This is a genomic window from Roseivivax sp. CAU 1761 (assembly GCF_054482755.1).
Genome location: NZ_JBTLRM010000031.1, coordinates 1 through 20,425, shown reverse-complemented (window position 1 = coordinate 20,425; position 20,425 = coordinate 1). Strand labels below are relative to the sequence as shown.

18 protein-coding genes are annotated in these 20,425 nt (G+C 72.3%); 6 read left to right on the top strand and 12 right to left on the bottom strand.

The window, feature by feature from the left end; genetic code table 11:
• Positions 1-11: 11 nt before the first annotated feature.
• From ACXYMW_RS15940 to treZ, 3 genes are all read right to left on the bottom strand, one after another.
• Positions 12-1,181: a sugar phosphate nucleotidyltransferase gene (locus tag ACXYMW_RS15940; protein WP_459036319.1), complete on the bottom strand. Its 1,170-nt coding sequence runs from the start codon at positions 1,179-1,181 to the stop codon at positions 12-14.
• Positions 1,182-1,266: 85 nt separating this feature from the next.
• Positions 1,267-3,519: a malto-oligosyltrehalose synthase gene (gene treY, locus ACXYMW_RS15935; RefSeq protein ID WP_459036318.1), complete on the bottom strand. Its 2,253-nt coding sequence runs from the start codon at positions 3,517-3,519 to the stop codon at positions 1,267-1,269.
• Positions 3,516-5,240 carry a malto-oligosyltrehalose trehalohydrolase gene (gene treZ, locus ACXYMW_RS15930; RefSeq protein ID WP_459036317.1) on the bottom strand — a complete coding sequence of 575 codons (1,725 nt, stop codon included), beginning with the start codon at positions 5,238-5,240 and terminating at the stop codon, positions 3,516-3,518. The genes treY and treZ overlap by 4 nt, the downstream gene beginning before the upstream one ends.
• A gap of 167 nt (positions 5,241-5,407) precedes the next feature.
• Here treZ and ACXYMW_RS15925 point away from each other — a divergent pair, with 167 nt between their 5' ends.
• The 3 genes from ACXYMW_RS15925 to ACXYMW_RS15915 all read left to right on the top strand — a co-directional run bounded on the left by ACXYMW_RS15925 (position 5,408) and on the right by ACXYMW_RS15915 (position 8,614).
• Positions 5,408-6,736, top strand: a complete 1,329-nt coding sequence (locus tag ACXYMW_RS15925; RefSeq protein ID WP_459036316.1) for a mechanosensitive ion channel family protein — start codon at positions 5,408-5,410, stop codon at positions 6,734-6,736.
• Between the two features lie 96 nt (positions 6,737-6,832).
• On the top strand, positions 6,833-7,351 hold the full coding sequence (locus tag ACXYMW_RS15920; RefSeq protein WP_459036315.1) for a c-type cytochrome: 519 nt from the start codon (positions 6,833-6,835) through the stop codon (positions 7,349-7,351).
• A gap of 84 nt (positions 7,352-7,435) precedes the next feature.
• A complete protein-coding gene (locus tag ACXYMW_RS15915; protein ID WP_459036314.1) occupies positions 7,436-8,614 on the top strand; it encodes an acetyl-CoA C-acyltransferase family protein in 1,179 nt (392 codons plus the stop codon).
• Positions 8,615-8,677: 63 nt separating this feature from the next.
• Here the strand turns inward: ACXYMW_RS15915 and leuB are convergent, their stop codons facing one another.
• The 7 genes from leuB to ACXYMW_RS15880 all read right to left on the bottom strand — a co-directional run bounded on the left by leuB (position 8,678) and on the right by ACXYMW_RS15880 (position 15,821).
• Positions 8,678-9,781 (bottom strand): 3-isopropylmalate dehydrogenase, encoded by a 1,104-nt coding sequence (gene leuB / locus ACXYMW_RS15910; RefSeq protein WP_459036313.1) that lies wholly within the window; start codon positions 9,779-9,781, stop codon positions 8,678-8,680.
• A gap of 62 nt (positions 9,782-9,843) precedes the next feature.
• Complete coding sequence (locus tag ACXYMW_RS15905) at positions 9,844-10,839, bottom strand: endonuclease/exonuclease/phosphatase family protein (protein ID WP_459036339.1); 996 nt, start codon at positions 10,837-10,839, stop codon at positions 9,844-9,846.
• Complete coding sequence (locus ACXYMW_RS15900; RefSeq protein WP_459036312.1) at positions 10,839-11,672, bottom strand: hypothetical protein; 834 nt, start codon at positions 11,670-11,672, stop codon at positions 10,839-10,841. The genes ACXYMW_RS15905 and ACXYMW_RS15900 overlap by 1 nt, the downstream gene beginning before the upstream one ends.
• A gap of 294 nt (positions 11,673-11,966) precedes the next feature.
• Complete coding sequence (leuD, locus tag ACXYMW_RS15895) at positions 11,967-12,572, bottom strand: 3-isopropylmalate dehydratase small subunit (RefSeq protein ID WP_459036311.1); 606 nt, start codon at positions 12,570-12,572, stop codon at positions 11,967-11,969.
• An 11-nt stretch (positions 12,573-12,583) separates the two neighbouring features.
• Positions 12,584-14,005: a 3-isopropylmalate dehydratase large subunit gene (leuC, locus tag ACXYMW_RS15890; protein WP_459036310.1), complete on the bottom strand. Its 1,422-nt coding sequence runs from the start codon at positions 14,003-14,005 to the stop codon at positions 12,584-12,586.
• 240 nt (positions 14,006-14,245) lie between these two features.
• A complete protein-coding gene (locus ACXYMW_RS15885) occupies positions 14,246-15,148 on the bottom strand; it encodes a dihydrodipicolinate synthase family protein (protein ID WP_459036309.1) in 903 nt (300 codons plus the stop codon).
• 61 nt (positions 15,149-15,209) lie between these two features.
• On the bottom strand, positions 15,210-15,821 hold the full coding sequence (locus ACXYMW_RS15880) for a LysE/ArgO family amino acid transporter (RefSeq protein WP_459036308.1): 612 nt from the start codon (positions 15,819-15,821) through the stop codon (positions 15,210-15,212).
• Between the two features lie 101 nt (positions 15,822-15,922).
• Between ACXYMW_RS15880 and ACXYMW_RS15875 the strand changes: the two genes are divergently transcribed.
• The 3 genes from ACXYMW_RS15875 (at position 15,923) to ACXYMW_RS15865 (ending at position 18,875) form a co-directional block, all read left to right on the top strand.
• Positions 15,923-16,819: a LysR family transcriptional regulator ArgP gene (locus tag ACXYMW_RS15875; RefSeq protein WP_459036307.1), complete on the top strand. Its 897-nt coding sequence runs from the start codon at positions 15,923-15,925 to the stop codon at positions 16,817-16,819.
• Positions 16,820-16,910: 91 nt separating this feature from the next.
• Entirely contained in the window at positions 16,911-18,155 is a 1,245-nt protein-coding gene (locus ACXYMW_RS15870; RefSeq protein WP_459036306.1) for a lytic murein transglycosylase, read from the top strand.
• A 27-nt stretch (positions 18,156-18,182) separates the two neighbouring features.
• Positions 18,183-18,875: a haloacid dehalogenase type II gene (locus ACXYMW_RS15865; RefSeq protein WP_459036305.1), complete on the top strand. Its 693-nt coding sequence runs from the start codon at positions 18,183-18,185 to the stop codon at positions 18,873-18,875.
• A 16-nt stretch (positions 18,876-18,891) separates the two neighbouring features.
• Here ACXYMW_RS15865 and ACXYMW_RS15860 read toward each other — a convergent pair whose 3' ends face one another.
• Both ACXYMW_RS15860 and ACXYMW_RS15855 read right to left on the bottom strand, forming a co-directional pair.
• On the bottom strand, positions 18,892-19,605 hold the full coding sequence (locus ACXYMW_RS15860) for a sulfotransferase-like domain-containing protein (protein ID WP_459036304.1): 714 nt from the start codon (positions 19,603-19,605) through the stop codon (positions 18,892-18,894).
• Between the two features lie 84 nt (positions 19,606-19,689).
• The coding region (locus tag ACXYMW_RS15855) for a MotE family protein (RefSeq protein WP_459036303.1) at positions 19,690-20,425 on the bottom strand (736 nt) is incomplete at its 5' end.

Here is a 20,425-nt window from a genome sequence, read left to right as displayed (position 1 = left end):
CCGACGGAATGTCAGGCCGACCCGGGATCAACGCCGCCGGTGCGCGCTTGGTTTCGCGCCTGCAGCATATTCGCCGTGACCAGCACCGTGCCCTGCTCGGTGCGCCGGAACCAGCGGGCATCTTCGGCGGCATCGACGCCGATCACCGTGCCGAAGGGCAGCACGCAGCCCGGTGCGACGATGCAGTTCGACAGAAGCGCTCCGGCCGACACCATGCTGCCCGACATCACCAGGCTGTCCTGGCAGGTCAGGCGCTCCGACATCTCGGCCCAGCCGCCCCGGGATCCCCGGGCACGGCTGCGCGGCAACGGGAAGGGCGGCACCTCGGCGGCGAATTCCAGCGCCGCGAGGCGCAGCGCGTCGAGCGTGCCGACATCGCGCCAGTAGAACGGCGCCGCCTCGCCCGGCGCGTGCACGCGGCAGCTGCCCGCGGCGACCGCAACCGGCACCACGTCATGGCCGAAATCGAGCACGTCCTCGCGCTCCGACAGCAGCGCCCGCAGCCAGGCCCAGTCGATGACGTAGATCCCCATGCTGGCAAAGGCGCTGTCGGGATGGCCCGCGGCGGCCGGAGGGTTGGCCGGCTTCTCCACGAACGCCGTCACCCGTCCGGCATCGTCGGCGGCCAGAACCCCGAAGGCCGAGGCCTCGGCGCGCGGGACCATGTCGGCCGCCACGGTCAGCCGGGCGCCGGCGGCGCGGTGGGCGGCGATCATCGGGCGGTAATCCATGCGGTAGACATGGTCGGCGGCGAGGACCAGCACCTCGCGCGGCGCGATCCGGTCGATCTCGGCCAGGCTCAGCCGCAGCGCGTCGGCGGTCCCGCGCGAGGCATCGGGCCGCCCGCTGATGCGCACGGCGTTGCGGATCAGCATGCCGGCCGGGCGCATCTTCTTGCGCCAGACCTTGTGCAGATGCTCCTCCAGCGGCTCGGCGCGGTACTGGGTGGCGACGACCACCCGGTCAAAGCCGGATTCCACCAGGTTCTCCATGGTGAAATCGACGATGCGCACATCGCCGAGAAACGGCACGGCGGGCTTGCAGAGATCCGAGGTCAGCTCGTGCAGGCGCGACCCCTGCCCTCCGGCCAGCAGCACCGGCAGGACGTCCATGGTTTCGGGCGAGGGGCGTTTGCCGACCGCAGCCTCGGGGCTGCGATCCTTGCGGTCCGCATAGCTCATGTCTGGGGTCTCCGCAGGTCACTCTCTGGACGCGGATCAAACCGTTCAGTGCGGTGATCGGTTCCGGCGAAACCGTTGCCAGCGCTTACATTCTGTCCGTGCAATAGATGGTCAGACCAAGCCCCGTCTCGGCGTCCCAATGGGCCCAGTGGGCGCCGGGCTCGGGCGCCGCGGAGACCAGCCGGAGGATGCAGGCGGCGCCGTCATGTTCGCGCCGGAGCTCGGCCGAGGAGCCGTTCTCCCGCCACACGGCACTGCCCTCGGCAAAGAGCTGCGGCCGCGCCCGCCGGAGCGCCAGCAGGCTGCGCAGAAGGTCGCCCTTCAGCGCGGCGAAATCCTCGCCGTTCCCGGGCGCGGCGGTGAGCGCCTGCCAGTCCGGCGCGCGGCGGTTGTCGGGATCGGTCAGCTGCAGCAGCGGCGCCTCGCCGCCCTGGTAGATGTCGGGCATGCCGGGACACAGGCAGCGCAGTGCGACCTCGCGCAGCGCCAGCGCCGCGCCGATCCGGCAGAGCCTGAGCAGCTCTGCCGGGCGCCGCGCGTCCCAGCGGTCCAGCAGCGCCGTAGCCCAGGCCACGAACCGGCCCTCGCGGGCCTCGTCGGGAGCGGTCCAGAAGCTGATCTCCTTGCCCTCGCGCAGCGCCTTGACCATGTGCGCGCCGACCCGCGCGGCGGCGTCCGGCTCGCCCCAGAGCGCCAGCGCCATCTGCAAAGCGTAGAAGCGCCGATTGGCGTCGAGCCCATCGCTGTCGGGCAGGTCCGCGGCATCGCGCCAGAGCGCCGCGATGGCGTCCGGGGCGTGGCTCATGGCGATCAGCCTGGCGCGGGCATCCTCGCTGCGCTTGGTGTCGTGGCTCGACCCCAGCGTCAGCGCCTGCGGCCAATGCGCCGCGCGGTCCTCGAGGAAGGCGCGGATGTCGGCCTCGGGGCTGACCGGCAGGTCGGGATCGGCGCCGACCTCGTTGGCCGCGAGGTAGCGGTTGAAGCGGAATCCCGCTGTGTCCTCGTGGGCCTTGGCGATGAGCGCCCCGGTGACCTGCTGCAGGCGCTGCGCGAGGCGCCGCGCGGGCGCGGTCTCGACCGCCAGGATGGTGTCCACGATCCAGTCGATCACCTCGGCGCTGCGGACCTGCTCGGCGGCGCGCCGGGCGCTGTCGCGCCAGAGCCGGCGATCGTCCTCGGAGGCGTGATCGGTGATGTAGGAGCGGTAGCGCGGGAACGCCACCAGCAGCTCGGTCAGCGCCTCGCGGAGCATTTCCGGCCCGGCCACGAAGCCCGCCGCCTCCGCCGCCGCCGCCGCCATGCCGCCCAGCTGGCGCAGCTCGGCGGCCAGCTCGTCGGTCAGAACCTCGCGCTTGGCCTCCTCGACGCTGGCGTGAAAATCGCCCTCCTGACCGGTGCCCTCGCGCCAGAGCCGGTCGATCTCGCCCAGCCCGGCCGGCTCGGTCAGCATGCGCCCGATCACCGCCGCGGCCTCGTAGCCGGTGGTCCCCACCACCGGCCAGGCCGGCAGCGTCTCGCCGGTGACGAGGATTTTCTCGATCCAGACCGGCACGTCGGGGGCGGCCTTGCGCAGCCGCGCCAGGTAGGCGCCGGGATCGACCAGCCCGTCGACATGATCGACCCGCAGCCCCTGTACCAGCCCGTCGCGGATCAGCGACAGCACGCAGTCATGGGTGTCGCGGAACACCTCCTCGTCCTCGACCCGGACCCCGATCAGGCCGGTGACGCTGAAGAACCGGCGGTGGGTGATGCTGTCGCGTTCGAGCTGCCAGGGCACCAGCCGCCAATGCTGCTCGCGGTGCAGGGCCTCGGCGGCCTGGACGTCGAGCGCGCCCTCCGTCCCTTCGCTGTCCGGACGCAGCGGCACGCGCAGCCCGTCGACCTCGAGATGGCCGTCCGCGACCCGCACCGCGCCCTCGGCGGCGGCGTCGTGCAGCGGCCGGGTGAGCCAGGGCAGGACCAGCGGCCCGGCCTCCCAGTCTATGTCGAAGACCGCGGCATGGCGGCTGCCGCGGCCGTGCCGCATGACGTCGCAGAGCCACGGCGTGTCGAGCCCGAAGGCCATGTGGTTCGGCACGATGTCGAGGATGACCTGCAGCCCGCGCGCCCCGGCCGCCCGGGCCAGCGCCTCGAACCCGGCGCGGCCGCCCAGCGCCGGGTCGATCTCGGTCGGGTCGGTGACGTCGTAGCCATGCGTCGAGCCCGGCGCCGCAGTCAGGATCGGCGACAGGTAGAGGTGACTGGCGCCGAGGCCCGCGATGTGATCGAGCCGCCGCTCGACGGCGGCGAAATCGCAGCCGTCCCGCAATTGCACCCGGTAGCTCGCCACGTCGGTCATGCCGTCTCTCCCGTTCCGGCCCGCAGCCCCGCCTTGCCGGCCGCGATGTCGAAGATTGGTGCCACCCCGTCCGAAAGCGCGGGCGGCACATCGTTTATACCGAATGTGATCTCCAGCGGCCCGCCTGCAAAGTCCCAACGCGCCCGGAGCGCGCCGGCGCCGGTCCGCTCCGCCCGGCTGCCGCGCCAGCCGCTGGCCAGAAGCGGCAGCACGTGGCGGCGCCGCAGGTCGAGAAGCTCGCGCGTCAGGCCGCGCCACTCGGCGGCGTCGGGCGCCGGGCTGGCATAGGGCCGCGAGGCCGCGAAGGTGGCGAAAGCATTGGGGTCGGGGATGTCTTCCTTGTGGTCGGCGAATTCCGGGAATTCCGACCGCCGCCCTTTGCGCACCGCCTCGGCGAGATCGCCGTGGAAGTCGGTGAAGAAGCGGAACGGGGCCTGCGCGCCCTCCTCCTCGCCCATGAACAGCATCGGGATGTAGGGCGACAGAAGCAGCAGCGCGTGCAGAACGCGCATCGTCTCGGCATCGGAGAGCGCGATCAGCCGCTCGCCCAGCGCCCGGTTGCCGATCTGGTCGTGGGTCTGGTTGGCGTTGACGAAATGCAGCGGCGACAGGTGCGCCGAGGGCTCGCCGCGCGGCTCCGCCCCGGCCGGCCGCGCCTGGCCCTGGTCGACCTGCCCCTCGCCCAGCGCCTGCACGAGGTCGCCGAAGGGATCCGCCGCGAAGGGGGCGTAGTAGCTCTGCGCCTCGCCGGTCAGCAGGCAATGCACGGCGTGATGGTAATCGTCGTTCCACTGCGCCCGCAGCACGCTGTCGGCGTCGACGTAGCTGACCAGGTTGCGCTCGTCCTCGGTGACAAGGTGGACCTCGCGCCCCAGCTCAAGCCCCGCGACATGCGCCGCCAGATCGGTGAGGAACTCGGTCTCGCCCGGCGCGCCGATCTGGTGCACCGCGTCGAGCCGGAGCCCGTCGGCACCGTAATCGCGCAGCCACATCTCGGCGTTCTGGAGGAAGAAGGCGCGCACCTCGGGGCGGTCGATGGCGATCGCCGCGCCCCACGGCGTGTGCCGGGACTCGTCGAAGAAGGACGGGCAGAGCTGGCTCAGCACGTTCCCCTCGGGCCCGAAATGATTGTAGACCGCGTCGATCAGCACCATGATCCCGTGCCGGTGCGCCTCGGCGATGAAGGCGGCCAGATCCTGCGGCCGGCCATAGGCGGGGTGCAGGGCGTAGGGCAGCACGCCGTCATAGCCCCAGCCGCGGTCGCCCGCGAACTGCGCCAGCGGCATCAGCTCGACCGCGGTGATGCCGAGCTCGGCCAGCCCGGCCAGCCGGCGCGCCGCGGCGGCCAGCGTGCCCTCCTCGGTGAAGGTGCCGACATGCAGCTCGAGGATCACCGCCTCGCGCCAGGGCCGCCCCGGCCAGGCCTCGCGCGGGAAGGCGCGCGGGTCGACCAGCAACGAGGCGCCGGCAACCTCGCCCGCCTGGGCGCGCGCGGCCGGGTCGGGCAGGACCTGGCCGTCGCGGTCGAAGGCGTAGCGTGCCCCGGCCCGCGCCGTGACCTCGGCCATGTGCCAGCCGGCCTCGGTCCGCGCCATCGGCAGCCGCTCCTCCTCCAGATGCAGCGTCAGCGCCGCCGCCTCGGGGGCCCAGACCGAGACCTGCCAGAGATCGCCGCGGCCGGGCCGCGCCCCCCAATATGGTGTGTGCTTGCTGTCGGACATCCGCGCCATCCTGCGTGTGCGTCGCGGGGCCCGCCGGCCCCGAGTTGCGAACCCGCCACCGCCCCAGTCGTTCCGCGCCGGCGGAATGTGTTTCCTTGTGCGGCAGATGCGCCATTTTGGCAGGCAACGGGGACGAGGGATGCCGCCGGGGCGGCGGGCGGAGGAGAATGGACGAGACCGAGACCCTGGCCCGGATCGAGGGCGTGCTGCGCGCCCTCCTGTCGCAGGGCCAGCTGTTCCTCGAATCCCTGCTGCGGCCGTGGAACGCCTACCAGATCGCCATCGCCGTGGCGCTGTTCGTGCTGGCGCATCTGCTAGCCGCCCTCTTCAGGCCCCGCCTGTACGACTGGATGCGCAGCCGCGAGGGCTGGGCGAAATGGCGGATGCGGGCGCTGGTGCTGATCCACCGCCGTCTGCGCATGCTGATCTTCGTGGCGCTGGTCTGGACCGCTTACTGGCTGATGCGCGAGGTCACCTGGCCGTCGCGCTCCTACCTGCTGGGGGTGGTGGCCGAACTGGCCACCGCCTGGTTGGTGATCGCCTTCGCGACGCGGCTGATCGGCAACCCGGTGCTGGCCACGCTGGTGCGCTACGGCGCCTGGGCCTGGGTGACGCTGTCGATCCTCGGGCTGCTGGACGAGGCCCGGAACGCGCTCGACAGCCTCGCCATCACGCTGGGCGAGACCCGGCTTTCGGCCTGGATCGTGCTGCAGGCGGTGGTGATGCTGGCGGTGCTCTTCACCGCGGCGCGGTTCCTGTCCTCCTCCTCCGCCGCCCGCATCCGGCGCAACGAGGACATCTCGCCCTCGATGCAGGTGCTGGCGGTGAAGGTGCTGCAGGTGGCGCTCTACGGCGCCGCCTTCTTCCTGGCCCTGAAGCTCGTCGGCGTCGATCTCACCGGGCTCGCGGTGCTCTCCGGCGCCATCGGCGTGGGCCTGGGCTTCGGGCTGCAGAAGGTCGTCTCGAACCTCGTCTCGGGCATCATCATCCTGCTCGACAAGTCGGTGAAGCCGGGCGACGTGATTTCCATCGGAGACACGTTCGGCTGGATCAATTCGCTGGGCGCCCGCTACGTCTCGATCACCACGCGGGACGGCAAGGAATACCTGATCCCGAACGAGGACCTGATCACCGGGCAGGTGGTGAACTGGTCGCATTCCAACGATTTCGTCCGCATCGACCTGCATTTCGGCACCGCCTACGGCGACGATCCGCACGCCGTGCGGCGGATCGCCGTGGCGGCCTGCAAGGCGACGCCGCGGGTGCTGGCGGGGCGCGCCCCGGTCTGCCACATCACCGGCTTCGGCGACAGTTCGGTGGATTACGTGCTGCGCTTCTGGATCCGCGACCCGGTGGAGGGTCTGACCAACATCCGCGGCGACGTCTTCCTGGCGCTCTGGGACGCCTTCAAGGAGCACGGCATCTCGATCCCGTTCCCGCAGCGCGAGGTGCGCGTGCTCGACGGCTCGGTCCTGGCGACCCGGCGCGAGGAATGAGCGGCTGGCCGCCGCAGGCGCGGCCCGCGGCCCGGGGGGACGGGAACGCGGCGCCCGGCGGGCAGGTTTCCCAAGGGTCAACCGAGGAGGAGACCCATGGCCAGATTACTGCTCGCCGCCCCGCTCGCCCTGCTGCCCCTGACGCTCTCGGCCCAGGAGGACAGCGATCCCGACGTGGCCTTCAACAACCATTGCCGGACCTGCCATTCGCGCGACGAGGGCGACAACCGTCTCGGCCCCAACCTGCACGACATCATCGGCCGTCCCGCCGGGGCCGCGGAGGGCTACCAGTACAGTTCGGCCATGGCCGGGGCCGGGTTCGAATGGGACGAGGACAGCCTCGACCGCTTCATCGCCGATCCCGACGCGGTGGTCCCGGGGCACAACATGAAGCCCTATTCGGGGATTTCCGAACCCGAGATCCGCGTCGCCATCATCGCCGCGCTGGGCGGCGGCGCGGCCGAAGACGGCGGTGACGGCGACGGGGCGGCCCCGGCTGAGCCGGCGGAGGGCGGCGCGGACGCGTCGGGCTCCGAAACCGATGCCGGATCCGGCCCGGCGCCCGACGATGCCGAGACCGCGCCCGAGACGGAAAGCGGCCCCGGCACGCAATGACGGGCTAGCGTCCCGGACGGAACGTCGCACCTGACAATCCCTTCCCGGCGGGTCATTGTCCGCCCGAACACAAGGGAGACTTCCATGCGCGACGACATCGTCATCCTGTCCGGCGCCCGCACCGCCATCGGCACCTTCGGCGGCGCGCTCGCTGCGACGCCGCCGATCGACCTGGCCGCGACCGCAACGAAGGCGGCGCTCGAGCGGGCCGGCGTCGAGGGCGGCCAGATCGGCCAGGTGGTGTTCGGCCACGTCATCAACACCGAGCCGCGCGACATGTATCTGAGCCGCGTCGCGGCGATGCAGGCGGGCATTCCCGACACCGTGCCGGCGATGAACGTCAACCGGCTGTGCGGCTCCGGCGCCCAGGCGCTGGTCTCGGCGATCCAGGCGCTGAGCCTCGGCGATGCCGACATGACGCTGGCCGGCGGCGCCGAGAACATGTCGCGCTCGCCCTACATCGTCCCGGACCAGCGCTGGGGCGCCAAGATGGGCGACATCCGCACCCTCGACATGATGCTGGGGGCGCTGAACTGCCCGTTCGGCACCGGCCATATGGGCGTCACCGCCGAGAACGTCGCCGCCGAGCACGACATTTCCCGCGACGCCCAGGACGCCTTTGCCATGGAGAGCCAGGAGCGCGCCGCCCGGGCGATCTCCGAAGGCCGCTTCAAGGAGCAGATCGTGCCGGTCGAGGTGCGGGTGAAGCGCGACATGGTGGCCATCGAGACCGACGAGCACCCCAAGCAGACCAGCCTCGAGAAGCTCGCCGGGCTGAAGCCGGTCTTCCAGAAGGACGGCAGCGTCACCGCCGGCAATGCCAGCGGCATCAATGACGGCGCCGCGGCGCTGGTCCTGGCCCGCGGCGAGGCGGCGGAGCGCGCCGGGCTGACCCCGCGGGCCCGCATCCTGGGCTATGCCCATGCCGGCGTGCGCCCCGAGGTCATGGGCATCGGCCCGGTGCCGGCGGTGGAGCGGCTGCTGGAGCGCACCGGCCTGTCGGCGGGCGATTTCGACGTCATCGAATCGAACGAGGCGTTCGCGGCGCAGGCGCTGGCGGTGAACAAGGGCCTGGGGCTCGACGCGGCCCGGGTGAACCCCAACGGCGGCGCCATCGCGCTCGGCCATCCGGTGGGTGCCACCGGCGCGATCCTCGCGGTGAAGGCGCTCTACGAGCTCGAGCGGATCGGCGGCAAGCGCGCGCTGGTCACCATGTGCATCGGCGGCGGCCAGGGCATCGCGCTGGCCTTCGAGCGGCTCTGACGCAGGGCGGGCCGGAGCGTTCCGCGCTCCGGCCCGTGCTTCCTTCGCGGATGGTCCGCCGGCTCAGAGGCTGGCGTCGAGCGCCGCCAGAACCGCGTCGCCCATCTCCGAGGTCGAGACCGGCGCGCGGCCTTCCTCGCCCAGCAGGTCGGCGGTGCGGTGACCGTCGGCCAGCACCGCCTCGACCGCGCGCTCGAGGCGGCTCGCCTCGTCGCCCTGGTCGAAGCTGTAGCGCAGCGCCATGGCGAAGCTCAGGATGCAGGCGATCGGGTTGGCCTTGCCCTGGCCGGCGATGTCGGGCGCGGAGCCGTGCACCGGCTCGTAGAGCGCCTTGGGCCGGCCATTGGCCATCGGCGCGCCGAGCGAGGCCGAGGGCAGCATGCCGAGCGAGCCGGTCAGCATCGCCGCGAGATCCGAGAGCAGGTCGCCGAACAGGTTGTCGGTGACGATCACGTCGAACTGCTTGGGCCAGCGGGTCAGCTGCATGGCGCCGGCATCGGCGTACATGTGGCTGAGCTCGACCTCGGGGTAATCGGCGCCGACGCGGGTCACCACCTCGCGCCAGAGCACGCCGGATTCCATCACGTTGGCCTTCTCCATCGAGCACAGCTTCTTGCCGCGCTTCATCGCCAGTTCGAAGGCCGAGCGCGCCACGCGCTCGATCTCGCTCTCGGTGTAGCGCTGGGTGTTGACGCCGACGCGCTCGTTGCCCTCCTCGAAGATGCCGCGGGGCTCGCCGAAATAGACCCCCGACGTCAGTTCGCGCACGATCATGACGTCAAGACCGGCCACCACGTCCTTCTTCAGCGAGGAGAAATCGGCCAGCGCGTCGAAGCACTGGGCCGGACGCAGGTTGGCGAAGAGATCCATCTCCTTGCGCAGCCGCAAAAGGCCGCGCTCGGGCTTCACCGAGAAGTCGAGCGCGTCGTATTTCGGGCCGCCGACGGCACCCAGCAGCACGGCATCGACCTCCTGCGCCTTGGCCATGGTCGCGTCGGCGAGCGGCGTGCCATGCGCGTCATAGGCGGCGCCGCCGACCAGATCCTCGCTGACCTCGAAGCGCAGGCCGCGCTTGTCGCCGAACCAGTCGACGATCTTGCGGACCTCGGCCATGACTTCCGGGCCGATCCCGTCGCCGGGCAGGATGAGGAGCGAGGGGGTGGGCATGGTTGGGCCGTCCTTGTGCAGGTGAGGGTCGGCGCTTCGGGTAGGCGAAGCGCGACCCGGCGTCAAGAATCCGGGCCCTCCGCTGCCGAAGGCCAGGCCAGGTCGACCCAGACCAGACGGTGGCGCTGGCCCGGCACCGGCGGCGCGATGCCGGCGCCCCGCACCGCCAGATCGGCCGAGGGCAGCACGTAGCTCACCCGCATCTCGCCGGTGCCGCCGCCCCAGTCGACGGTGGCGGCGCCGGGGAGCGGGTCCTGCAGCCGCGGGTCGTCGAGCAGCGCGCGGATGGCGCCGCGCCGGCCGGCGCCGCGCTCGGGATCGAGATTGGCGTTGCCGAGGATCACCAGCGGCGGCGGCGGCGGCGGGTCGCCGAGCGCGCCGTCGAGCAGCCGCTGCCAGAGCGCCACCTCGTCGTGGTTGCGCCGCCCGTTGCGGTCCTCGGGCCCGTCGAAGACCGGCGGCGTGGCGTGGAACGCCCCGAGCCAGAGCCGCCCGCCCTCCGCGGCGCGCAGCGGTACCAGCCAATGCGCCGTCGAGGACAGGCGCTGGATGTCGTGTCCGGGATCGTCGGGGGCGATCAGGCTGCCCGGAAGATCGGCCCAGAGCAGGTCCGACAGGTCGCGCACCGCCTCGGGCTCCACGGCGAGGCGGGACAGCAGGGCCAGCCCGCCCTCGCCGGCGAACCAGCCGTAACCCTGGGCGTCGCGCGGCTGGCCGCGCCTTCCGTCGCCGTCGAGATCGCGCCCCGTGGCCATGCCGGTATTGGGGCGCAGCGCGAAGCGGTGCGGATAGGCCGCGCCCGCCGCGGCGAGCCGCCCGGCCAGCGCCGCCAGGGCGCGGCCCTCGAGGTCGTAATCGAGATCGGTGAGCAGCAGGATGTCGGGATCGAGCGCGGCGATGGCGGCGACCGGTGCTGCCAGGTCCTCGGCGCCGCGCTCGAGATCGCGCAGCAGCAGCCCCGGCCCCTTGCGGGTCAACGCGGCGTTCCAGGTGGCGATGCGCAGAACGCTTTCGTCGGCGGCGGCGCGGGGCGGCGCGGCCAGCGCCGCGGCCAGGATCAGACCGGCTGCAAGTGCTGCGACTGCGCGTAGGCGCGCCGGCGCTTTTCCTCGATCAGTTCGGAGACGCGCATCAGCGCGGCGCCCCGCATCAGCAGGCTTGTCGGCAGGAAGGCCCATGCGCTCATCGTCCAGACCAGTGCCAGCGGTTCGGTCAGCGGCGCCGTGCCGCTGATCGCGGCGCTGGCCTTGACCACCGCCGGAATCAGGAATGGCAGCAGGAATCCCAAGGCGACGTTAACGTGGGCGTCGCGTTTCAGACGATAGAGCACGTCGCCGCCGGCGGTCGGGTCGAACATCGGCAGGTTGACCCAGACGTTGAAGGCGCGGCGGCGGATCGGCCAGTTCATCACCCGGATCAGCACCACGAAGAGCGCCGCGGTGGCCACGGCCACGGCCAGCGACAGCCCGGCGGCGGCGCGCACCAGCGCGGCATGGGCGGGATCGACCGAGGCCGGCAGGATCAGCAGCACCAGCCGCACCGGGGAGAACGGGAAGTCGAGCAGCCGGCCGATGCCGCCGCCCAGGGCCTCGAGCGGGCCGGCCACCGGGATGCCGGCCCCGGCATGGCGCACCAGGAGCGTCAGCAGGCCCACCACCGCGAAGAGTGCGGCAAAGCGCAGCCGGTTGAACGGCGGCGCGGCGCGGAACTCGATAACGCTGGCCACCGGCCCGACATATTCCACGAAGGCCAGGATCGCCGCCAGCAGCGCCGCCAGCGCCACGATCTGCGCCATGTCGTTGGGCACGCCCGGAAGGGCGAGGGCCGGCAGGGCGATCAGCCCAGCGACAAGGACGGCGCGCGTAGCCGCGCCGGCGATGCGGTCGATCACTGCTCTTTCCTTTCGGTCCGGTCGGAGGCGATGCGATGCCGCCACCTTGTCCCGCTCCTGCGCCACCAATACGGCAGCTTGCCCCAATCTTGCCTCAATCCTGCCCCGGTGGCGCCGCGGGCTCAAGCGCGGCCGGCGCGGGGCGCGGCAAAATGGTTAACAACGCATTCCGCGTGATGCATGCCTGCATCAACTGACGCGGCGCCTCCGGCGGCAACGACAAGATGTTGTGGCGGAACGCGAAAGGCCGCCGCGATTTCCGCGGCGGCCCGGTCATGGCGCGGCAGCGTCGGGTCAGACCCAGGGACGGGCCTGGGCCGCGCCGCTCTCGAAGGCGTCGATCGCCGCGGCCTTCTCGAGCGTCAGCGCGATGTCGTCGAGACCGTTGAGCAGGCAGTGCTTGCGGAACGGGTCGATCTCGAAGCGGATGACCTCGCCGTCCGAGCTGGTCACCGTCTGGGCCTCCAGATCGACGGTCATGCGCGCGTTCTGGCCCTTCTCGGCATCCGTCATCAGCAGGTCGACCTGCTCCTGCGGCAGCACGATCGGCAGGATGCCGTTCTTGAAGCAGTTGTTGAAGAAGATGTCGGCGAAGCTGGGCGCGATGACGCAGCGGATGCCGAAATCCTTGATCGCCCAGGGCGCGTGCTCGCGGCTCGAGCCGCAGCCGAAATTGTCGCCCGCGACGAGGATCTCGGCGTCGCGGTATTGCGGCCGGTTGAGCACGAAGTCGGGGACCTCGTTGCCGTGGTCGTCATAGCGCATCTCGTCGAAGAGGTTCTTGCCGAGACCCGTGCGCTTGATCGTCTTCAGGAACTGCTTGGGGATGATCATGTCGGTGTCGACATTGACGATCGGCAGCGGCGCCGCGATCCCGGTGAGTTTGTCGAACTTGTCCATCTGGTCTCTCCTCAGGCCGGGATTGCGTCGCCGGCGAGCGTGCGCACGTCGGTCAGGCGGCCGGTGATCGCCGCCGCCGCGGCCATCGCCGGGGAGACGAGGTGGGTGCGGCCGCCGCGGCCCTGACGGCCTTCGAAATTGCGGTTCGAGGTCGAGGCGCAGCGCTCGCCCGGCTTCAGCTGGTCGGGGTTCATGCCGAGGCACATCGAGCAGCCCGCCATGCGCCATTCGAAACCGGCCTCGATCAGCTGCTGGGCGATGCCCTCCTCCTCGGCCTGGGCGCGCACCAGGCCCGAGCCCGGCACGATCATCGCCCGGAGCCCGTCCTTGACCTTGCGGCCCTTCATGATCTTGGCGACCTCGCGCAGATCCTCGATCCGGCCGTTGGTGCAGGAGCCGATGAAGACCGTGTCGATCTCGATCTCGGCCAGCTTCTGGCCCGGCGTCAGCCCCATATAGTCGAGCGAGCGCTTGGCCGCCGCGACCTTGCCGCCGGAGAAGCTCTCCGGCGCCGGCACCTCGGCGGTGATCGGCAGCACGTCCTCGGGCGAAGTGCCCCAGGTCACCACCGGCTCGATCTCCGAGGCGTCGATGGTCACGACCTTGTCCCACTGCGCGTCATCGTCCGAGAACAGCGTCTTCCACCAGGCCAGCGCGGCCTCCCACTGGGCGCCCTTCGGCGCGTGCGGGCGGCCCTTGATATAGTCGAAGGTGGTCTCGTCCGGGGCGATGAGACCGGCCCGGGCGCCGCCCTCGATGGCCATGTTGCAGACCGTCATGCGGCCTTCCATGGAAAGCTGGCGGATCGCCTCGCCGCAATATTCGATGACGTAGCCGGTGCCGCCGGCGGTGCCAGTGCGGCCGATCACGGTGAGCGTGATGTCCTTGGCGGTGACGCCCGGCGGCAGGGTGCCGGTGATCTCCACCTTCATGTTCTTCGACTTCGACTGGATCAGCGTCTGGGTCGCCAGCACGTGCTCGACCTCCGACGTGCCGATGCCGTGGGCCAGCGCGCCGAAGGCGCCATGCGTCGCGGTGTGGCTGTCGCCGCAGACCACGGTCATGCCCGGCAGGGTCCAGCCCTGCTCCGGGCCGACGATGTGCACGATGCCCTGGCGCACGTCGGAGACCGGGTAGTAATGCACGCCGAAATCGCGCGCGTTGCGGTCCAGCGCCTCGAGCTGGATGCGGCTCTCCTCGTTGTCGATCACCTTGGCGCGGTTCTCGTCGGTGGGCACGTTGTGATCCGGCACCGCGATGGTCTTCTCGGGCGCGCGCACCTTGCGGCCGGCCATGCGCAGGCCCTCGAAGGCCTGCGGGCTGGTCACCTCGTGGACCAGGTGGCGGTCGATGTAGAGCAGGGCGCTGCCGTCCTCGGCCTCGTGCACGAGATGGGCATCCCAGATCTTGTCATAGAGCGTCTTGGGGGACATCGGTCCTCTCCCTTGGCGTAAAATGGCTTGGGAACGTCGAGGCGCGCCGGCCCGGGCGACGGGCGGCGCGGAGCGCGCTCATAGGCGGGCGAGAACCGAATGCGTGGCGCCGTAGAACCGCCAGGGCAGGCGCGCGCGGTCGTCCATGTCGAAGATGCGTTCCATGGCCGGCAAATACGCTTTTCGCGGCACTCCCGCAAGAGCCGAGCGGACGCCGCGGCAGGCGCGCGCCGGCACCGCTCAGGCCGGGACCGCCGCCCGCACCTGGGCCAGGGCGTCCGGCAGCCGGTCCGCCGCCGCCCGCGGGATCGGCAGCAGCGGCCGCGGCGGCGCGATCCCGGCGCCGTCGGTGAGCCGGGCGAGGTCGTGCATGACCCGGAAGCTGCCATGGCGGCGGAACAGCTCCCAGAGCGGCGCGAAGGCGCGGTCGAGCGCGTCGGCCCGCGCCCGGTCGCCGCCCTGCGCCGCGCGCGCCAGGGCCAGCGTCTCGGCCGGCAGAAGACCGGCCGCGACGCTGTACCAGCAGGCGCCCCCGGCCTCGAGCGCGGCGCGGCAGCCCCAGTCGCCACTATAGCCGATCGAGAAGTCGGGCGGCGTCACCGCGCGCAGCCGCGCCAGATCGCCGGCGAAATCGTCGCCCGCGGGCAGCGGCATCTTCACCGCCGCGACGGTCGGCAGATCGGCCAGCCGCGCGATCAGCTCGGTCCCGAAGGTGAAATGCGTGGTGCCGGGATTGTTGTAGATGCAGAGCGGCAGATCGGTGGCGCCGGCCACCGCCTCGAAATGCCGGAACACCTCCTCCTCGGTCAGCGGCTGGTAGGAGACCGGCGCCAGCAGCAGCCCCTGCGCCCCGGCCGCGTCCGCGTCCCGCGCGAGGTCCACCGCCTGGTCGGTGCGCAGCGCTCCCACGCCCACGATCACCGGCAGCCGGCCCTCGATGCGCTCCAGCGCCAGCCGCAGCACCCGCTTGCGATCGTCGAGGTCGAGATAGGGATAGCCTCCGGTGCTGCCGAGAAGACCCACCGAATCGACCCCCGCCGCGACGATGCGGTCGAGAAACCGGCCCAGCAGGTCGGGCATCACCCGCACCTCGGCATCGAGTGGCGTCAGGGGAAAGGCGGAAAGACCTGTGAACAGCGTCATCTGGGGGCTCCCTTGCCCGGGGCCGCGGCGGCCGCGCGGCGATCGGCTGCCACTATGCCGCTCACGCTCCGAGGAGCAAGCGCGCGGCGATCGCCCACATGACCAGCGCCACCGCGCCCTCGAGCGCGCGCCAGGCGCCCGGGCGGGCGAAGACCGGGCGCAGCCGCGCCGCGCCGTAGCCCAGCGCGAAGAAGAAGCCGAAGGAGCCGCTGATGGCGCCGCCGGCAAAGGCCGCGCGCTGGCCCTCGAACTGCGCCGCCACCGAGCCCAGCAGCACCACCGTGTCGAGATAGACATGCGGATTCAGCCAGGTGATGGCGAGGCAGGCGGCCAGCGTGCGGCCGAGCCCGGCGGCGGGACGCGCCGGATCGGCGGTCAGCGCGGCCTCCGAGCGCAGCGCCGCGTGCAGGCTGCGGGCGCCGTACCAGAGCAGGAAGGCGGCGCCGCCGAAGCGCATCGCCGGGGCGAGCCAGGGCAGTGCCGCCGCCATGCTGCCGAACCCCGCGACGCCGGCCGCGATCAGCACCGCGTCCGAGGCCGCACAGGCCAGGCAGACGGCGAAGACATGCTCGCCCCGCAGCCCCTGGCGCAACACGAAGGCGTTCTGCGCGCCGATCGCCACGATCAGCCCGAGCCCCATCATCAGCCCGGTGAGAAAGACGGTGAAATCCATGCGCGGCGATCCGGTCCTGGTTCAGATTTCCGGCTTGTCCTAGATGCGGCGCAGGACTTAGACAATTTAAGTTTGGTGATGCCGGTTAAGGAAAACTTCACGTGATCGATTACGCCGCCGCGCGCGCCGTGGCCGAAGTGGTGCGGACCGGCAGCTTCGAGCGCGCCGCCCAGGCGCTCGGCGTCACGTCCTCGGCGGTGTCGCAGCGGGTGCGCCATCTCGAGGAACGGCTGGGCGCGGTGCTGATCCTGCGCGGCCAGCCCTGCACGCCCACCCCCAAGGGCCAGAAGCTCTGCCGGCACATGGAGCGGGTCGGGCTGCTGGAGAGCGAATTGCTGGCCCGCCTGCCCGAGCTCGCCCCGTCCGGCGGCGCGCGCGTGACGCTGACCGTCGCCACCAATGCCGACAGCCTCGCCACCTGGCTGATGCCGGCGCTCGCCGCCTATGCCGCCGAGGGCAGCTGCCTCTTCAACCTCGCCGTGGACGACGAGGAAAACACCGCCGACTGGCTCCGGGCCGGGCGGGTGACGGCGGCGGTGACCGCGCATGCGCGCCCGGTCCAGGGCTGCCGCGCCACCCCGCTCGGCGCGCTGCGCTACCGCGCCACCGCCAGCCCCGGCTTCGTGGCGCGGCACTTCCCCGAGGGCGTGACCGCGGCGGCGCTGAAACGGGCGCCGGCCCTGACCTTCGACCGCAAGGACCGGCTGCAGCAGAGCTGGGCGCGCCGGGTCTTCGGCCGCGACCTCGCCTTCCCGACGCATTGGCTGCCCTCCACCCAGGCGTTTCTCGAGGGCAGCCTGGCCGGCATGGGCTGGGCGCTGAACCCGGCCCGGCTGGCCGATCCGCACATCGCCCGCGGCAGCCTCGTGGACCTCGCGCCGGGCGCCCCGTTCGACCGCCCGCTGGTCTGGCAGATCAACCGGCTGGCCGACGACCAGCTGGCCGGGCTGACCCGCGAGGTCCGCGCCGCCGCCCGCGCCGCGCTGGAGCCGGCCTGAGGCGCGCGGGAAAATTTGCCGCCAGCGCGGGACAAACCCCGGCCCCCGCCCTAGGCTCCGCCAGACCCGATCCCCGTCCTCCGGAGCTGCCATGCTGCTGCGCGTCCTCGCCCTCGCCCTCGCCCTCGCCGCCGCGGCCGTGCCGCCGGCCCTGGCCCAGGACCGCGCCGCGGTGGAAGGACAGTTCCGCGCCTGGCTCGAGGACAGCGTCTGGCCCCGCGCCGCGGCCCGCGGCGTCTCCCGCCCGACCTTCGAGGCGGCCTTCGCCGAGGTGGCGCTCGACTGGTCGCTGCCCGACCTGGTGCCGCCCGGCAGCCCGCCCCGCGCCGAGCAGGCGCAGCGGCAATCGGAATTCGGCGCGCCGTCGAAGTATTTCGCCGCCGGGGCCGTCGAGGGCGCCGCCGCCACCGGCCGACGGATGGCCGGGCGCCACGCCACCGCGCTCGCCCGCGCCGAGGCCGCGACCGGGGTGCCCGGCCATATCGTGCTGGCGATCTGGGGCCGCGAAAGCGCCTATGGCCGCGCCGCGATCCCGCACGATGCCTTCCGGGTGCTCGGCACCAAGGGTTTCATGTCGACCCGGGCGGAGTATTTCACCGGCGAGCTGGTCGCCGCGCTGGAGATCGCCGAGGCCGGCCACGCCCCGGCCGCGGCGATGAAGTCGAGCTGGGCCGGCGCGCTCGGCCAGCCGCAATTCATGCCCACGAGCTTCCTGCGCTACGCCGCCGACGGCGACGGCGACGGCCGCGCCGACATCTGGCGCTCGGAAGCCGACACCATCGCCTCGATCGCCCGCTACCTGGCCGAACACGGCTGGGTGGCGGGGCGCGACTGGGGCTTCGAGGTGCGGGTGCCCGACTCTGTGTCCTGCAGCCTCGAGGGCCCCGACCAGGGCCGCCCGATCGCCGAATGGGCCGCGATGGGCATCACCCGGGTCTCCGGCCGTCCCTTCCCCGACAACGAGCTGGCCGGCGAGGGCTACCTGATGATGCCCGCCGGGCGGCACGGGCCGGCCTTCGTGGTGACGCCCAACTTCTACGTCCTCAAGGATTACAACATGAGCGATCTCTACGCGCTCTTCGTCGGCCATGTCGGCGACCGCATCGCCTACGGGACGGGGAATTTCGCCGCGCCCTGGGGCGATGTCGGCCGCATGCTGCGCTCCGACATCGCCGGGCTGCAGCGCGCGCTCGAGGCTGCGGGCCACGATGTCGGCGGCGCCGACGGCCTGCCGGGCTTCAAGACCCGCCGCTCGATCGGCCGCTGGCAGGAGGCGCAGGGCCGCCCCGCCACCTGTTTCCCGCGGCCCGACCTGGTCCGCGACATCGCCGGCTGAGCCCGGCGCCCCAAGGAGGAGTTCCCGATGGCCGATGCGCGCCACCCCGAGATCCTGGTCTTCGACGTCAACGAGACCCTGCTCGACCTGACCCATCTCGAGCCGCTCTTCGAGCGGCTCTTCGGCTCCGGCCACATGATGCGGGAATGGTTCGCGCAGCTGATCCTCTATTCCCAGACCATGACGCTGGCCGGGCGCTACGCGCCGTTCGGCACGCTGGGCGCCGCGGTGCTGCGGATGACCGGCACGATCCACGACCGGCCGATCACCGAGGACGACCTGGCCGAGCTGAAGGAGCGCGTGACCTCGATGCCGGCCCATGCCGACGCCGCCCCGGCGCTGGAGGCGCTGCGCGACGCCGGCTTCCGGCTGGTGACGCTGACCAATTCCAACCCCGGGCCGCAGCCCACGCCGCTCGAGAAGGCAGGGCTGGCGCAGTATTTCGAGCGCTCCTACAGCATCGACGCGGTGCGCCGCTTCAAGCCGGCGCCGGAATGCTACCGCCTGGTGGCCGAGGATCTGGACACCGGGATGGACAATCTCTGCCTCGTCGCCTGCCATCTCTGGGACACCGCCGGCGCCCAGGCGGCGGGCTGCCGCGGCGCCATGGTGACCCGGCCGCACAACGCGCTGCTGCCGGTCGAGGACCTGCCCGAACCCGACGTGGTGGCGGGTGACATGGGCGAGCTGGCACGCCGGATGATCGCCGCCTGGCGCTGAGCCGGGCGCGGCCGGCTCAGAGCGCCCGGGCGCGCAGCGCCTCGTAGGCCGGCAGCGCCGCGGCGGCGAGCCGGGCAGCGGCGCCGTCGAGCTCGGGCAGCGGGCCTTCGGGCCCGGCAAAGCCCGTGGAGGCGTGCACCGCGCGGTACCAGACCGGCGCCCAGACCCCGTCCGCCGGCTTCGGCCCGGCCGGCCAGGCCAGCATGGCCGGGTCGAAGGGCAGCCCGATGGCGGCGCAGAGTCGGCGCAGCATGGTCTCGGGGTCGCGCCGTATCGCCGCCGAATCGATCACCACCGGGCGCGCGCCGGCGGCGACGAGCCCGTCATGGAGTTCGGCCTGCTGGACGAAGCCGATATCCTCGAGCCTCGGGTTCTCGTATTTCGCCGCGAAGCTCGCCACCACCCGGGCCGGGTGGCGGATCAGGAAGACGTTGACGCACTCGGCGATCCAGCCGCGGGGGAGCCCCGGGATCATGTGCTGCGCCATGTGCTTGTGATAGACATGCGGCCGCCCGCCCGGCACCGGGCCGAGAAGCTGCGCCACCACCGCCTCCGGATCCTGGTCCTGGGCTGCGAGGATCGCCTCGCGCATCGGGTGGGCGAGCCCGGTCCGGGCCAGGTAGGCGGCGTAGAACGGCTCGTCCACGGCGTGGAAATCGGCGCGGTTGGCGAAGGCATACATCAGCGCCGTCGACAGGTTGCGCGGCCCCGACCACATCGCCACTCGCATCCATGCCCCCCGTTCCCGGCCTGTTGCGGGCGCCGCCCGGCGCCGTCGCGGGAAGGCTAGGCGCGGCGCCGGGCGGGGGCAAGCTCAGCGCGGCACCTCGGCGTTGCGGCCGGCCAACATGACGCTCATCGTGTAGGCCAGCGCCGGGTCGAGCCCGGCCAGGATCGCCGCCGCGGCGTCCGGCGGCATGCGGGCCAGGAACCCGGCGGCGAAGGACGGGTCCATTTCGGCAAAGAGCGCGGCGGCCTGTTTCGGCTTCATCCGGGCATAGACCTCGGTCAGTTGCCCGAGATCCTGTTCCGCGGCCTCGCGCGCCAGGGCGATGGTGTCGCGCAGCTGCGTCTCCGCCGCTTCCAGCGCCGCGATGCGGGCGCGGATCTCCTCCTCCGCGACGTTCAGGGCCTGCTGGCGGAGGTCGAGCTCGCGTGCGCGCGCCGCCAGCCGGGCCTCGCGGTCCTTCAGCGCGGTGAGGAGCGCGCCGGCTTCGGCCCGCTTGGCCTCCGACCCGGCCCGGACGGCGGTCTCGGAGCCCGTCTTGGACGCCGTCTTGGCGGCGGCGGACGGGGCCGGCGCCCCCGCGCCCTCCGCCGGCGGGGCCAGCGCGGTGGCGGCGCCGATGGACGGCGGCACGGCAGCTGGCGCCGGCGCGAGGCCGCCCCCGTCCGGCGCGAATGCGACACGGAGCGCGCCGGGATCGAGGCCGAACCCGTCGAGATCGGCCCCGACGCGGATCGCGGCCGAGACCAGCATCAGCGCCCCGATCAGCGCCAGTGCGCCGCGGGCCGGGCGGGCGGCGCCGGCGCCGGCGCGGCGGTCGCGC